Origin of the sequence: Streptomyces sp. NBC_00989, assembly GCF_045162655.1 — a bacterium.
Taxonomy (GTDB): Bacteria; Actinomycetota; Actinomycetes; order Streptomycetales; family Streptomycetaceae; genus Streptomyces.
This window is the reverse complement of sequence record NZ_CP108728.1, coordinates 3295977-3313811: the sequence shown is the minus strand read 5'-3', so window position 1 is coordinate 3313811 and position 17835 is coordinate 3295977. Positions and strand designations below refer to the sequence as shown.

At 73.6% G+C, this 17835-nt stretch carries 1 protein-coding gene (cut by a window edge); it reads left to right on the top strand.

Annotated elements, in window-relative coordinates; genetic code table 11:
* On the top strand, positions 1-17835 hold the 3' portion of the coding sequence (locus tag OG714_RS14250) for a hypothetical protein (protein ID WP_406121083.1). The gene continues 10335 nt to the left of window position 1, outside the view; only the last 17835 of its 28170 coding nucleotides appear in the window; its start codon lies beyond the left edge, outside the window; it ends in the stop codon at positions 17833-17835.

The window sequence follows — 17835 nt, the reverse complement described above, 5'->3', positions numbered from 1 at the left end:
CGCGGTGACGGCCGGTGCATGCTGTACACGTTCATCGGCACCGACCCGGCGCGGGTCCGCGACCGGCTGCCCGGGCTGCGAACCCAGGCCCCGGAGACCTACGCCTGGCTGGGCGACCCGGGTCGAGTCCGCGCCGGGCTGGCCCAGTTCACCCGGTGGCGGCCGGGCACCTCCCCGATGCCCCGGGCCGGCCACCACCTGATGCTCGCGGCGGACCAGCTGCGCATCCTCGCCGAGGACCGACTCCTCACCGCGCGCAGCGAGCGCCCGTTGCCGCACGAGGTGGTGGGCCAGGTACGGCAGACGCTCGCGGGGTGGTTCGACGGACGCACGGCGACCATGAACCGGGCCGAACTCCTGGCAACGCTCGACGAGTACGGCATCGAAGGCGTGACCGAGCCGGACCAGTTGGCGCTGGACGATCTCGCCACGCTCTACATCGAGGCGCTGACCAGCAACGACGCGATCGGCGCGGCGCAGCCCAGCGTCCGGGACATGTTCGCGTACCTGCGCGACACCGACCAACTGCCCACGCTGGACCACCTCTCCGACGAACAGCTCCGCAGACTCCTCGGGCAGGGCTACTCCGTCAGCGACGCACAGTTCACCGACGCCGAACTGGCCCACGCGCTCGACGCCGTCCAGAACTGGTCCAGGTCATACGAGAGCAACCAGGGCGAGTTGTTCCTCCCGTTGCTGGCGGACACCCTGGACGTGGCCGTGGAGGTACTGCGGCCGGACCCGTCGACCGGCCTCGGCACCGTCACCCGCGTCGGCTCACCCACCGCCACCCGGGTCCTGGAGGTCCACTACACGGGCCTGAACCACTACAGCGCCACCGACGCCGGGCCCCTCACCGACGACACGACGACCATCACCACGTCGCAGGCGCCTCGGGGTCCCGGGGACGCCAACAGCGTTCTGCCGGACGGGCGTTACCGTCCCGCGCCCACGCGTGACGCCGATGACGAGCGGCCCGCGTCCCGTGTCGCCGACCCCGCGCCGAAGGATTCCTGGCACGGTCTGCGTCCGCACGCCCGCGCCGCCGTTCACTCGACGGAGCGGTTCGATCCGCACGCGGATCAGTCCAACCCGCCCCGGCCCGGGGTCCTCAGCGGCGCGACGACGCTCGTGCGTGCACAGGTCCGTCGTATCCAGGCGCCCAACGGCCAGTGGATACGGGACTACACGCTCAACCTTCCGGTCACCACCACGAACCCGGACCTCACCCGGCAACTCAAGGACCGCATCACCGGTCTGCTGGACACACACCTCAACTCCGGCCTGGAGCTGCCCAGTTCAGGCGACCAGCTGCACGTCAACCTCAACCTGATCGACGACCCGGCGCACCCCGAGGCGATCACTCTCACCGACACCGAGAATCCGGCCCGCGCCGACCAACTCCACCTGGACGCAGGCCATTCCGACGCGGACCTCCTGCACGAGGTTCTGCACTACCTCGGTCTGCCGGACCAGCAGCGCGACAACGACTTCCTGTTGCGCAACCACCCGAACAGCACCACCGTCCACACCACCGGCCTCATGGCCACCACCGAAGCTCCCGTCCACATCCCGCGCCGCTACCTCCGCACGATCGAGAACGTCACCTCCGCGGGCCCTCAACTCCACGACCACACAGGCCAGGACGAGACGACCCCTGCCCTCGACCCCGACACCACACCCATCCCCACCGACACCCCACCCACTTGGCCCACCTCCAACGCCCCGACCGCGGCGCCGCCCGACCCGCGCCGCTTCCCGTCGACCTACGTGAACACCTATGGCGCGTCCCCGGACGGCGCGGTGGGGTTGGTGTACGCGGAGCCGTTCTCGGACGAGGTGATCGCGGGGCTGCACGGGCAGGTCTACGCGGCGCTGGGGCTGGACGCCGACAACGTGCCCGAGGCGGTGCGTGAGCAGGTGCGGGATGTGTTGAGCCGGGAGAGCCTCGCGCTCCAACTGCCGTATCTGCGCTCGAACGGCGGTCATCGCATCACCGTGCGGGTCGGCGGACGTGACCGTACCGTCGACGTACAGCTGACGCTTTCCGATGCTCGGGAGTCGTTGCGGCAGGGACGGTTCGACACGCGTGATCCGGACAAGCACGTCGAGCGGCGTGGGTTCGGTACGCGGGAGAACTTCTCCAGTCAGCCGTCGGGCACGTACCGGACATTTCAGGTGCCGTGGACCGGATCGTGGCCGATCACCGCGCCGACCGCCGTGCGGGCGGTGGACGGATCACTGACCGCGGCCATCACCCACAACCAGGCCGGCGACGCCACCACCGTCACGCAGGCCGTCCAGACGACATCCTCCCAGCGGTCCAACGAGCCCTCGGATCCTGTGGAGTTCACCACCCAGTGGCGGGTGCGCACCGACGGCCCGGCCATCACCCCGGCGACGGCGGCCCCCGCGACCACGACGGCCACCGCTGCTCCCGTGCCGGACGGGTGGGGTACCCCGGAGTCGCACGGGCCCACCACGATCTGGTTCCCCCGGCACCTCACCACCCCCGATCCGGCGCAGGGTTCGCTGCCCGCCCCCGCGGCCCTGACCGACCTCCCGCTCTACGGCGTCGACTCCGTGGTCGACCCTCGGGCCCTCTACGAGCACGTCCACCAGACGTTCCACGCCGATCTCGACGCCACCGCCGCCGGGCAGGTCTCGGACTTCCTGTCCGAGCAGGTGCTGCGCGGCACGCTGCCCATGCAGATCGACGGCGGGATCTACTCGCCCGTCATCACCGACAGCGACGGCAACGCGGTCGGCATGCTGCACCTCATCACCACGCCCGCCGTCGGCACCCCGCAGCGGCAGAGCACCCCGGGTCAGATCAACCTGGAGAGTCACCTGGTCAACACCGCGAAGGTGGACCTCTCGTCGAAGTACACCAGCGGTATCGGGGTCAGCGGGAGTGGCGCCGCCGCTCTCACCGGCGACCACGGTCAGGGGCATCCGGACGCCTCCAGCACCATCGGCGGCAGCCTCGGTCTGCGCGGGCAGACGCAGGCGACCGTCACCAACACCTACAGCGCGAGCAGTTCGGCCGGCACGATGCACGCCATCCGCACCAACCGCGGCCATCTCCTCACCCCCTCCGGCGTCACCTACCAGGTCACCCTGATCCGGCCGGACGGCACCGAGACACAGGCACCGGCGCTCACCCAGGCGCGCGGCATGGACCTGCGGGTCCTGAGCAGAGCGGACGCCACGGGACACACCCCGACCGCCGCCGAGACACGCGAACTCCCGGACTCCCTGGAGCGGTTGGACGGCATCGGGCTGAGCGCGGCCCCGCTCGACGTCACCGGCACGGACGGCCTGTTCGACGAGGCCGAGACGTGGCTGCGCCGCGAGGGCTTCCTGCCGCCGAGCCCAACGGCCCCGGCCCCCACCGGGGTTGGCGCACGGCTGAAGCAGGCGATACGCAACCACGAGCCCGAGCACCAGATCCGGTTGCACGCCCAGCTCAACAACCTGCGCCGGCTGCGCGAGGCCCGCTCCCGCACCGGGCTGCGCGCGGCCACCGATGCCATGGTCGACGGCGGACACGCCCTGCACTTCGAGGTGCCGAACAGCTCCGACACCGGCGTCCGCCGCGTCCGGCTGCTCCTCACCGCCATGCGTGACGGCACACAGGCCAGCACGCATCACCTGGTCCTGCCGGGCATCCAGGTCATGGGTCTGGCCCAGATGGCGGGCAGCGACGCCGAGCAGCGCGGTGAGTCCTACGGCGGCGCGATCGGGCCGATGGCCAGCGTCAGCGGGCCGCTGGGCGGTTGGGGGTCCATCGGGTTCGGGGCCGACTATCAGTACGGCCACCAGGTCACCCACGGAGACACGGTGGGCGGCGCGACCTCGCACGACCAGTTCTACATCGGCACCAACCAGGACAGCCACGAGTTCAGGGTGCCGGTGGAGCTGGCCCTGGACCTGTACGCGAACGACACGAACGTGCCGACCGAGCGGTTCGGGCGGAACCTGAACCAGGCCCTCGCCCCGGCCCCGGCGGTGGCACCGGCCCCAACTGTCCCCGGCGCGCCGCCCGTTGCCCCCGTGCCTCCCCCTGCCCCCGCGCCGACGGTCACCGGTTCGCTGCGGCTGGCGGTGCCGCACGGCCGTACCCGCGCCCCCGCGGTGACTCCGACACCTGCGGTGACCCCGGCCCCCGCGGTGACCCCGGCAACATCGGCGACCCTGGCATCGCGCGCCGGGCGGGTCGACGGGGCGCCGCGCCCGACCAACGCGGTCGACATGGCCCGGCTCGCCGGGACGGACGCCAACGGCGTCCCGCGCCCGGAGCTGGTGCGGATACCGGACGACGCGCTGATCGACACGGTGCGCGGGTCCGCGGCGATCGAGTCGGTCTTCCGGCGGGCCGCCGGGGTCATCCGCAACCAGGCACAGCCGACACCCCCCACCACCACGGGCACGGGCCCGATCCTCCCGATCACCGCGCCCGCCCCGGCGACCACCGGCGCGGCCACAGGTACCGCCCCCGCCCCGACCGCCGCGCCCGCGCGCGGCGGCGTCTCGCCGCTCGCCGGGCAGGGGCTGGCGGACAGCAGGACGCGTGCCGCCGAGACGCGGCATGCCGCGATCACTCCGGGCAGTCTCGTCGCGCACGGCCACGAACTGTTCAAGAACTCCTATGTAGTCGAGGGCCTGAGCCTGCCGGGGACGCTCGCGGACGGTCAGTACTCGATCGAGATCCAGGCCGTCGCGCACCGGCCCCGGCTGCTGGACACCACCCGGCAGTACCTGGAGACGGGTGTCTCGGCCACCGACAGCGCCCAGCAGCTCAAGTCCCTGGGAAAGTCGCACCAGTTCGGTGGCAGCGGGGTGCTCACCCAGAACCCGCCCGCGAGCCCCGAGGGACCGGCGAACGCGGCCGGGCAGGGCAACACCGGTCCGGAGTCGGACGGTTCGGTCTCCACCAGCCAGACCAGCGGCAAGTCGTACAAGGGCCTGCTCAACCCCTCGGCGCGGCTCGGCTATGTCTCCCGCACCGACACCGCCGACACCCTCTCCGCGAGTACGGGCGTCAACCGCACCCCCACCGAGAGCGGTGACCTGCACCGCGTGGTCGCCGACGTCACCTACGTGGTCACGGTCCGCGCCGGCTCCCGCGCCCTGCTCAACGGCGTCGGCGACCCCGGCACGATCGAGCCCGTCACCTTCGCGGTGGACGTCCCCGACGGCCTCCAGTTCCTCATGACACACGGGCAACTCGCCCGCGACGCACGGTGGATGGGCTCGGTGCAGGGACTCGCTCCCGCGCCCGCCCCGAACCGGACGGCGGCCCTCCCGGCGCCGTACATGCGTAACCAGGAGCTGGGCCTCGGCGGCGTCCTCTCGGTCATCGAGTACGAGAGGCCCATCGCCGCTCCCGTCCCCACGAGCGGGCCCAACGCCGGCCAGGTCCCGCTGGGGTCGGTCAACCTGCGGGAGCGGCGCGGCCAGATCGGGCGCGTGCTGCTGGCGCTGGTGGAGGCCGAGGCACCCGGAGCCGTCACCCCCGGGCACGCCGGCTACCAGCAGGGCGTCCACAGCCGCGTCGCACAGCTCACCTCGCCCGCCGGACTCCGCTCACTGCCCGGACGCGGTCCGGACGGCACCCCGCGCCGGGCCGCCACCCGCTTCCACTTCCGCCATCACGGCTTCGGCGGTGAGCGGCTGGTCGAGGTCACGCTGACGGCACGGCCCCGGCGGACCCAGAACCTGGCAGGCCTCCGGGGCTTCTCGACGCCTGGTTCGGGCCTCGAACAGTGGCAGTCGCACACCTCGGCGGGCCGCACCACCACCCGCGCCTCGGTCCGGCAGAAGCAGCTACCGGTCACCCTGACGACCCGCTATCTCCGCCCGAATCAGGGTCCCGACCCCTCCAAGACGGACCGCGCGGCACCGGTGTTCACCCCGCAGGCGGCCACCAGCATCACCGCCCGGCGGGCGACCACCGCGGACAACCGGTTCTGGCTGCGCACCGACAACGGCGCCGACTTCGACGGCCTCGAGTACGACTACGAGCTGTCCGTCCGCTCCGCGCTGGTCGTCGACTGGCCGCCCAACGTCATCGGCGGCCTCGTCCAGAACGGCGTCATCGCGTGGTCCGACGCGGACGGGGACGTACGCCGCTGGATCAACGAACTGATGGCCCGGGGCAATCCGCGCACCAGCACGGTCCCGGTCAGCCTGGCGCTGCGGTTCACCGGCACCGAGACCACCCTGCCCGGCGCGGCCGGCCCGGCTCCGGTGAACCCCCCGTCCGTCGTCTCCGCCGTCGACCCGCGCAACACCGTGCGGCCGCCCGGCCCCGCCGCCGGGCCGTATCTCACCGACACGCAGATGTTCCACCCCGTGGGCCCCACCCCGGCGTTCCACTTCGACGGCTGGGCGCACCTGGAGACGGCCCTCAACGACGTGGCGCCGCGCGGCGGTCGTGGCTGGCACGCGCAGATCACGTCCGTGTCGGTGGAGGGACAGGCGGTCAGGCTCGGCCAGTTGATCCAGGCCGGGCAGGTCTCCCTCGACCGCCCCCGGCTGGCCGCCGACCTCACCCGCAGGATGCCCGGCACCGCACCCTTCGAAGGGGCACCCGGGCAACCCCCGTCGATCGCGGTGACGCTCTACAACCCGCGCCGTTCCACCCAGGCCGACGACGTCACCCTCGACCAGCTCCACAACACCACGGACACGGTGAGCACCGCCGCCGGCGCCGACCACTCCTTGGCCACCTCGTACACGCACCTCCTCAGCGGCGACGACGACAACCACGAGATCGCCGGCGTCGGCGTGCCCCTCGCCCAGCGCCAGACCCAGCCCTCGGCCTTCGGCGGCACGACCACCGGCAGCCGCCGCGACTGGCTCAAGTCCGGCAGCACCTCCGCGCCCGCCAACGGGGCACGCGGGACCCGCAGTTACGTCGTCGACGCCGACGCCCACCTGCTCGTCGAGGGACCTGAGGGCACGCGTCACGTCACCGGCACCGTCACCCTCCGGATCGAAGAGCGTGACCTCCTCGGCCACGGTCTCCTCACCCCGGCCGAGACCCCGCCGAACCTGCACGACCTGCCCGCGCTCGTCCCCGACTGGGCCACCGTAGAACCGCACACCCTGCCCGAACGCCTGCACTCCGCGATCCCGCCGGGCAGTCACGGAGTCCAGTTCTGGGTGGCCCTCGGCGCCGACCCACAGGGCGAAAACCTCGGCCAGGCCCTCTACGCCGCGTCGCGCACCGCCGTACTCGGCAACCGCCCGCTGGAGCTGATGACCCGTGACCCCCAGGGCATCCGCCGCTGGGAGTTCACCCCCGAGGGCGCCCTCGTCACCGCCGACCCCGACCTGACCACCGCGTGGACCGCCTTCCACGCCCAGGCCGAACTCCTGCACACCGCCACCGACACCCTCGCCGACACCCCGCAGCGGCTGAACCTGCTCACCGCCTCCCTCCAGCAGGCCAACCGGGCGCACACGACCGCCGTGGCAACCCACCGGAAGGCGCAGCTCGCGGTCAAGAACACGACCGCCGCGCACCAGCGGGCGACGAAGACGGCCGCCGGCTCCGCCGAGGCCGAGCGCAAGGCGAAGGCGCTGGTCGCCCGCCTGAAGCGGGATTTCGCGGACGCCCAGCGCACCGCCACCACCTTGCCGCCGGTCATCAGGCAGCACGAGCGGGACGAGACCAAGGGCCGCCGTGACCTCCGCACGGCCCTGGCCGCACTGACGCAGGCCGAGAACACCGTGCGCGAAGAACGCGCCGCCGCAGCACGGGCCGCCGCCGAACAGGCCGCGAAGAACGGGCAGAAGAGCGGACAGCAGAGCGGGCAGTCGAGCGGGCAGTCGAGCACGGCCCCCGCCCCCGTCGCACCCGGCGCCCCGCGCTCCCACGACCCCGCGCCCGATGTCGCCGACGACCCCCGGGTGCAGGCCACGGTCCCGGCGATCACCGCCGCCGAGAAAGCGATCCAGCAGGCCACCGCCGGACTCGCCACCGCAGGGCCGGAGCTGGCACGCGCGGAACACATCGTCAACGTCGGCCCGGCCCGCATCAGCCAGGAGGAAGAGAACCTCGAAGAGGCCGAGAAGGAGGCGGAGAAGGACACGCGCGCCGAGGTCGTCGCGGCCGGCCACCTCCAGGCCGCCCAGCGGAACGAGAGCATCGCCCAGGGCCGGGTGACCGAGGCCGAGACCGAGATCACCCGGCGCGACGGGCAGGTCGCCGCCGTCGTCACCGCCCAACTACAGGCCGCCGCCGACCAGATGGCGGCCACCGCCGCGCTGCCGGACCTGTCCAGCGACGTCCAGGACAGCGCCCCGACTCCCGAGCAGTCCCTGCGTACGACCTTCGCCACCACCCCGCCCCGCTGGCCCGCCCCCGACGGCCACGCCGCGCCCCTCCCGGCCGGCGGCCAGACCCACACCCCGGCGACGCCCGCCACCACCGGAACCACCACCGGTACCACCACGAACGCCGGGACCACGGGGACGAACCCCACGACGACCACGCAGAAGCCCGCGAAACAGCAGCCGAAGAAGAGCGGACCGCCCAAGTCCGGTACGAGCAGCGGCAAGACGGGCAAGACGGACACCGCTGGCAAGACCGACAAGAACAAGAAGTCGGCCACCGACAAGAACACGAGCAAGACCACCGGTACCGGCAAGACCACCGGCACGAGCAAGGACACCGGCAAGAACACGGGCCCCGACAAGGGCAAGGACAAGGGCAAGGCCTCGGTCGTACAGCCGCCCGGAACGACCACGACGACCGCCGCCCCGTTGTCGCCCTACGGCACCTCCACCGGCCACGCCGTTCCGACCCCCGGCGACGGCAACTGCCTTCTCTACGCGGTCATCGGCAGCGCGCCGGACCTGGTCCGCACCCATCTGCGAGGAGCCACCCCGGGCCTCGACGCGGCCACCGACACCTGGCTCGCCCGGCCCAACGCCGTACGGCAGACCCTCAGGACGATGGCGCTGCACCCGCAGACCGCGACCCCGGGATCCGGTCAACTCCAGGCCGCGCAGCAGGGGTTGCAGAACCTGGTGCTGGCCCGGCTGGCGGCGGCGCAGAACGGCAGCCGGCCGCTTCCGCCGCAGGTGCTCGGCCAGCTCCGGGGCGTCCTCGTCGACCCCTTCACGAGGGCGGTCCAGGGCATGACCGTCACCGAGGTCGACAACGCGCTGGTCCAGTACGGCATCCAGGGCGTGACCCACGCCGAGGACCTGGACCCGGTCGACCTCCAGACCCGCTATCTGCAAGCGGTCTCGGCGCCGGGCGCGCCCCCCGCACCGACCGGCGCCGCCCCGAGCAACCGGCGGATGTTCGCCTATCTGCGTGCGGTGAACGCGCTCCCGACGCTCGCCACCATGACACCCGACGAGCGGCGGTCGCTGCTGATCGCCGGCTACCACCGGAGCACCGCCCCACTCACCGCCGACGAACAGAACATGCTCTCCGGCGCGGTGGGCAACTGGTCCGCCGCGTGGGCGCACCCGATCGGCGACACCTTCCTGCCCCTGCTCGCCGACACCCTCGGCGCCCCGATCCACGTCTTCCAGCCGACGTCCGCCCCGACCGCCGGCGCCCCCGCGACCACCGGTCCCCAGGGCATCGTGCTGCGCTACGGCCCGACCACCAACACGCCCGCCCTGGAGGTCCACTACACGGGCCTCAACCACTACAGCGCGAGCGACGCGAACGCCGGCACCGTTCCGGCGACCGCCACCCCGGCGAACATCACCACGTCGCAGGCGCCTCGGGGTCCCGGGGACGCCAACAGCGTTCTGCCGGACGGCCGTTACCGTCCCGCGCCCACGCGTGACGCCGATGACGAGCGGCCCGCGTCCCGTGTCGCCGACCCCGCGCCGAAGGATTCCTGGCACGGTCTGCGTCCGCATGCCCGCGCCGCCGTTCACAGCACGGAGCGGTTCGATCCGCACGCGGATCAGTCCAACCCGCCCCGGCCCGGGGTCCTCAGCGGCGCGACGACGCTCGTGCGTACGCAGGTCCGTCGTATTCAGGCGCCCAACGGCCAGTGGATACGCGACTACACGCTCAACCTCCCGGTCACCACCACGAACCCGGACCTCACCCGGCAACTCAAGGACCGCATCACCGGTCTGCTGGAAACGCACGTCAACTCCGGTCTGGAGCTACCCAGTTCGGGCGACCAGCTGCACGTCAACCTCAACCTGATCGACGACCCGACGCACCCCGAGGCGATCACTCTCACCGACACCGAGAATCCGGCCCGCGCCGACCAACTCCACCTGGACGCAGGCCATTCCGACGCGGACCTGCTGCACGAGGTTCTGCACTATCTCGGTCTGCCGGACCAGCAGCGCGACAACGACTTCCTGTTGCGCAATCACCCGAACAGCACCACCGTCCACACCACCGGCCTCATGGCCACCACCGAAGCTCCCGTCCACATTCCGCGCCGCTACCTCCGCACCATCGAGAACGTCACCTCCGCGGGCCCCCAACTTCACGACCACACAAGCCAGGACGAGACCACCCCCGCCCTGGACCCCGACACCACACCCATCCCCACCGACTCCCCCCTCACCTGGCCCACCTCCAACGCCCCGGTCGCGGCGCCTTCTTCGACGTACGTCCTCGCCTACGGGTCTCAACGGGACGGCAACGTAGGCCTGGTGTACCTCGAACCGTTGCCGGCGGCCGTTGTGAACGGGCTGCACCAGCAGGTGATGGCGGCGCTCGGGCTGGCGAACGCGCCGGACGCGCATCCGGTGCGGGAGCAGTTGCGGACGGTGGCGAGCGCCGAGGCGCTGGTGCTCAACCTGCCGTATCTGCGCGGGAGTCTGGGTTTCCGGATCACCGTGCGCGTGGACGGCCGGGACCGGGACGTGGACCTGCGGATGCGGCTCGTGGACCCGGTGGCGGCGGCCCGGTACGGGCAGGCCGAGGGGGCCGAGCGGGACGTACGGGTGGAGCGGCGTGGCATCGGCGCGCAGGAGTCGGTGTCGACGGAGGCGTCCGGCAACATCCGTACGCTGATGCTGCCCTGGACCGCGCTGTTCCCGGTGAGCCGGGCGATCCCGGTGCGCGGTGTCGATCTCGCGCTGACCCTCGCGCTGACGTTGAACCAGCTCTCCTCGACCGCGTCGGTGACCACGGTGGTGCAGGCGACGACGGCGCAGCGCAGCAACGAGCCTTCGGAACCGTACGACTTCACCGCCGAGTGGGACGTACGGATCGACACTCCGGCGCTGGCCGCGCCCGTCACCTGGGGGACGCCGCTGTCGCACGGGCCGGTGACCTTCTGGTTCCCGCAGCATCTGGCGCGGGACGAGGACGGGGAGTTGCCGCGGGCGGCGGATCTGGACGATCTTCCGGTGTGGGGCGTGGACACCGTGGCGGAGCCGGGGCGGCTGCTCGCGGAGGCGTTGCAGCACTTCGACGCGCGGCTGCGGTCGTTGGGCAAGGACTCCCTGGCGGAGCTGGAGACGTTCCTGTCGGAGCCGCTGCTGCGGGGCACCCTGCCGATGCAGCGGGACCGGGGTGTCTTCTCGCCGGTGCTGCTGGACGGTTCGGGGCGTGCGGTCGGCATGTTCCAGTTGCTGACCGAGGTGGAGGTGGGGGCGCCGCTGCGGCGGAGCGTCCCCGGGAAGATCAACCTGGAGAGCCACCTCATGCAGGTGGTGAAGATCGACGCCCAGTCGCGGTTCAGCAGCGGCGTGTCCCTGTCCGGGAGTGCCGGTCCGGCGCTCACCGGCGACCACGGCGAGGGGCACCCGGACGCGTCCCGGCGGCCCGGCGGTGGTGTGCTGGGGCGGGTCTCGGCCCAGGCCGCGACGAACGACACGCTGACACAGAGCGGCAGCGCTGCCCTGATGCACGCGGTGCGCACCAACCGCAGTCATCTGCTGGCCCCGGCCCAGGTGCGGCACACCCTGGTCCTGCATCTGCCGGGCGGCGGGCGGGTCGACTTCGCGCCGGGCGACTGGCCGCGCGGCATGCATCTGCGGCTGCTGACCGCCGAGGACGCCCAGGGTCATCCCCCGACGGCGGACGAACTGCGGCAGCTCCCCGCGGAGTTGGAGCATCTGCGGGCGATCGGCACCACGGCGACACCGTTGGCCGTGGAGGGCGCAGAACCCCTCTTCGTGCACGCCGAGAACTGGCTGCGCCGCGAGGGGTTCCTGCCCGGCGACACCACCGTGCGCAACCGCGTGCTGCCCGACGAGGCGCTGGTGCAGGCCCAGTTGAACAACCTGCGACGGTTCGAGCAGACCCGGTCGCAGGTCGGTCAGCGGGCCGCGACGGACGCCATGCTCGACGGCGGCCACCCGCTCTTCCTGGAGATCCCGACGGTGAGCGGCACCCGCCGGGTACGGCTGGTGCTCAGCGCGGTGCGCGGCCCCGGCGAGAGCACCCACACCAGGGTGCTGCCCGATGTGCAGGGCATCGGCCTGGCCTCGCTGTCGACGGTCGCCACCGACCAGAACGGGTCGCAGTACGGGGCGTCGTACGGCGCCGGCGGTTCGTTCGGAGTGCCGGTGCGCGGCGGCGCCTGGACCCTCGGCGGCACCGGCGACCACGTGCGCTCCCACCAGGCGCAGCACGACAACAGCGTGCAGCTGTCCCTCGGGCACGACCAGCAGTTCATCGGCAGCGGGGCGGGCCAGCGCAGCGAGGTCTTCGAGGTGCCGGCCGACCTGGCGCTCGACCTGTACGAGGGACCGGGGGAGGAGCCCCTGGTGCGGTTCGCGCACGAGACGGTCCCCGAGCCGTACGTCCCGCACGGCGCCCCGCTCCCCGGCCCGGACGACCCGGCCCCGCCTCCGCCGCCGGACCGGGTGACGGGCCTGCTCCGGCTGTCGGTGCCGACGCACCGTACGCTGCCCGCCGACGAGCCCGCCCCGGCGGCGCCCGCCGCGCACACCGTGCGGGCCGCCGTCGCCGCCGACCGTACGGCGCTCGACCTGACCGACGCGGGCGGCGGCCCGCTGCCCGACTCGGTACCGCTGCCGGACGACGCGATGGTGGAGGTGTTCCGGGCCTCGGCCGCGCTGGACGAGGCGTTCCGCGCGGTGCTCGGCAACACGTACCAGGGGCATCCGGCGCGCGGCCTGCTGGACGGCGTACGGGACGCGGTCGCGGACCGGACTCCCGCCCCGGTGGCGCGCGTCGGACGTGCCGTCGGCGAGTCGCTGGCCGGCGCCGCGGCCACCGACCCGACCACGGTGACGGCGGAGATGCTCAGCGCAGCCCGCAGCCCCGCCGCCCTGCTGGCCCGCGGCCACCAGGTGTTCAAGGGCGCCTACGTGATCGAGGGGCTCACGCTGCCGGGGCTCGCCGCGGACGAGGTGCTGTCGGTGGAGATCCGGGGCGCGCTGCTCCGGCCGCGGGCGTCGGGCGAGATCACGCAGTACTTCGAGACCGGGCTCAGCGCCGCCGACGGCGCCGGGCAGCAGCGCGGGGTGTCCGGCGCCGCGCAGTGGGCGGGCGGTCTCACCGCCGTCCGCAACAGCTCCTCCGTGCAGACCCCGGGCTCCGACCAGGCCGCGGGCAACGACGGCGACATCGGCGGCCTCGGCGACGGCGCCACGATGCGACGCCGCGCCGACGACCCGGAACAGCGACAAGACAGCTCCACGACCGGTTCAGCGCCCCGCACGGCGAGCCTCAACCCCTCGGCCCGCTACACCCGTACCACCCGCACCGACCGGTCCCGGGCGCTCGCCTCCTCGACGGTCGTGAACCGCACCGCCACCGAGAGCGGCGCCCAGCACCGCATCACCGCCGACGCGCTCCTGCTGGTCACGTTCCGGCGCGGCACCCGCAATGCCGTGGGCAACGCGTTCGGGCAGGGCGAGGGCCGCGCCGTCACGGTCGCGGTCGAACTGCCGGACGCCGTACGGTTCCTGGCCACCCCGGCCCAACTCCGGCGCCACGCGGCCTGGTTCACGACCGTGCCCGGACTCACCGTGCCCGCACCGGTACCGGGCTCCGTGCCGCTGCCGCGCCGCTTCGTCGCCTCCCGCGAGGTGGGACTCGGCAGCGTCCAGGCGATGACCCAGTACACCGACGCCACCCGCACCGTGCAACGCCCCGACCGACTGCGCCAGCGACTCCTCACCCTCATCGAGGACGAGGCCCCCGGCACCACACGCCCGGGCCACGCCTCGTACCTCTCCGGCGTCGCCACCCGCATCGCCGACCTCGCCTCCACGGCGGGCCTGCGCACCCTGGCCGGGCGCGGCCCCGGCCACGTCCAACGCTTCCGGTTCCGCCACGTCGGCTACGGCGGCGCCCGCCTCGTCGAGGTCACCCTCGCCGCCCAGCCGGACGCCGACGACCACGCGCTACGACTGCTGCGCGGCCACCCGGCGGCAGCGGGCTCCGGCATCGAGCAGTACCACGGCCACACCCCGTCCTCGGTGACCGACCGGACCGCCGACAGCACCCGGCACTCCGGGTTCGTCCAGCTCCAGACCCGGATCCCGAGGCCCACCGGCGGCCCCCGCACCGACCGGGCGGGCGCGCTGCTCGGCGCGGACACCGTGCGCGGCAACTCGGCACGGGTGACCCGGGCCGCCGAGGACCGGCACTGGCTGCGCACCGACAACGTCGCCGACTTCGACGGCGTCCCGTACCGGATCGTCGCCACCGTACGGTCCACGCCGACCGCCGACTGGCTGGTTGACCTGCCGGGCAGCGTGCTCCAGCACGGCGTGCTCAGCCTCACCGACGCGGACATCCCGCTCGCCAACCGCATCGCCCACCTCTTCTTCGGCCGCCCGGCGCGGAGCGTCACGGTGCACACCGCCGCCGCGCTGCGCTTCACCGGCAGCGAGACCGCCGAACCCGCGACGCCCGAGCCGCAGTTGACGGCGGGCCGGTCGGTACGACGGCCGACGGCGACCGGGCGACGCTTCACACCGGGCGGCCCCGCACCGGTCTTCTCCTTCGACGCGGGCACCGAACTCGCCACCGCGCTCGGCGAGGTGGCCCCGGCCCTCACCCGCTCCTGGCGCGCGCTGGCCGCCTCCGACTCCGCGGACGCCACCGCCGTACGGATCGGCGAACTCCTCCAGGCCGGCACCATCTCGCTGGACCATCCGCGCGGCCCCGCCGGCATCACCACCACGATGCCGGGCGCCTACCCCTTCCAGAGCGCTCCCGGCACCCCGCCCCGGCTCACCGTGGAACTGTTCCGGCCGCGCCGGGAGACCGACACCGGGGACGTGACGATCGACCGGGTACGGCTCAGCACGGTCAGCGCGGGCTCCGCCTCGCACGCGGGCCTCACCGGCAGCCTCGCGGCGCAGGGCAACTTCAGCGCCGACGACTCCAACCGCCAACTCCTCGGCTTCACCGTGCCGGTACTGGCCCGCCAGGCACAGGACCCCGGCTCGGGCGCCGCCGTCACCGGCACCCGCCGCGAGTGGCTCAAGCACGGCAACACCACCACCCCGGACGGCGCGCGCGGCACCCGCAGCCACGAGATCCTCGCCGACGCCCTCCTCACCGTCCACGGCCCGAACGGCACCCGGTACGTCTCCGGCACGGTCCGGCTGCGCCCCCTGGAGCGCGACCTCCTCGGCCACGGCGTCACCACCGCCCGCACCGACCCGGGCGTGTACGACGGCGCCTCCCTGACCCGCGAGGCCGCCGACGCGCAGGCACCGGACGGCCGCGCGGACGAGGTCCTGCGCGACTGGCGCACGGTCCCGCTCCGCGACCTCCCGACCCTGCTGTTCCAAGGCGTCCAGGCGGACCCCGACGCACACGGCGCCGACGCCATGCTCCAGCTCTGGCTGGCCACGGACGGCAGCGCCGAGCAGACGGCCCGCGCCCTGTACGCCGCTTCGGGCACGGCCGCGCTGCTACGACGGCCTGTCGAACTCGCGCTGCGTAACGGTGAGGGCGTGCTGTTCCGGCGGTTCGCCGCGGACGGGGACCCGGAGGTGACGCAGGGGGCGGCGGAGCCGGACGCGGGGCCGCAGGACGAGGAGCGGGACGACGCGGCCCACGACGCCGGCTGGACGGCCGTACGGGATCAGATGCGCACGCTGGACGAGGCCGGGCAGGCGGAGGACGACGCGCGCACGCGGGAGGTCCAGCTCCAGGAGCGGGTGCCGGATGCCCAGCGCGTGGTGGACGAGGCCGAGCCGCCGGTGCGGGAGGCGGAGGGGGACCGGGACGACGCCCGCGCCGCCGCGCACACCGCGGCCGCCGAACTCACCGCCGCCGAGCGGGCCGTCCCGGTCGCCGAGCGCACCGATCAGGAACGGCGCGCCCGTGTCACGGAGTTGACCAGGGACCTCCAGGGCCAGACCGGACGGGTGGCGGACACGACCCGTGCGGCGGGGGAGTTCCACGACGCGGTCCGCACGGCACAGGACGAACTGGCGGCGGCGCAGAGGGCCGTACGCGAGGCGGAGGAGGCCGCGCGGCAGCAGCCCGGCAACTCTTCGACACAGGGCGGGAGTTCGCGTCGGGGTGAGGGCAACTCCGCTTCGGGCGCCACCGGTTCGCTCGCCCGGCGTGAGTCGCGCCGGAACCGGGCACGTACCACGCTGGACCAGGCGCAGATCGAGGCCGCGGCAGCCGACCGCGCCGTCGAAACCGCCCAGCACACCGCCAACGACACCAGGCGCCGGCTCGGTCTGGCCGAGGACGTGGCACGCCACGCCGCCGACGCCCTGACCGGCGCCCGGAACAGGGTCGCGACGGCGACCGAGGCGCACGGCACGGCCCAGGCGGCGCTCACCGCGGCCACGGCGCACCACGACCAGTTGGTCGCCGCGCGGGACGAGGCCCAGGAGGCGTTCGACGCCCTCCGGCACGAGATCGCCGACACCCTCGCCGAGCAGGCCAGGCAGGCGACCCGGCAGCGCCACGCGGAGCGGGACCTCGCCGATGTCGTCACCGTCCTGGAGACACGGCGAGCGGCGGCGGGCGACGGCACGGCACCGCTGCCGACCGGTTCCCTGGCCGCGACCCCCGCCACCTGGCCGCGCCGCACCCACCGCCCGACACCGGCCCGCATCGGCGCCGGAGCGGCGGCCGAACCGGTGGAGGACCCGCAGGAGGACCCCCGGGAAGAACCCGAGGACGACCCCCAAGTGGCGCCCCAGCAACCGGAGTTCCGGCCGGACGGAGCGGGGAATGAGACCGACGGTGAATCCGAGGACGACCAGGACGACGAGGGTGACGAGGGTGACGAAAGCGACGACGAGAGCGACGACGAGAGCGACGACGACGGGGACGACGGGGACGGCGGCGGTGCGAACGGCCGGCGCGGTGAAGGCTCCGGCGGCGGCCGTTACCGTCCCGCCGTGTCGCGGGCGCCGCGCCCCGAGACGTTCGCCCGTTCACTGGCCGGGCTGCTCGCCGCCTCCGGCACCAACTCGCCTGGCAGCGCCCCCGCTTGGACCCGCACCCGCGACCCCCACACCGCCCTCCTCACCTGGGCGCAGGCCGACGTAGCGGCCAACGGAGCCCCCGACGACGCGGCGCTCCCCGCCCCGGACGCCTCGGTCAGGACCGACGTGCTGGCGGAAATCGGCGCCCTCACCGAGGAGTTGCGGGCCCAGTCGATCCTCCAGAACGGCACGGTGACCGTCGCGGAGGCCGGGCTCGACGACTCCACGCGCCTCGCCCTGGTGCTGGCCCGCCCCGACACCCCCGCCTACGTGTCCACCCTGGCCGCGCTGGTCGCCCGGAACACCGGGCGGCCGGTCCGGGTGCTCGGTCCCGAGGACCGCGTCCACCGGTTCGGCCCGGCCGACGGCACCCCGCTGACCTTGTACTTCGACGGCAACCGGTTCTCGGTCAACCCGCCCGCCCCGGACGACGACTGA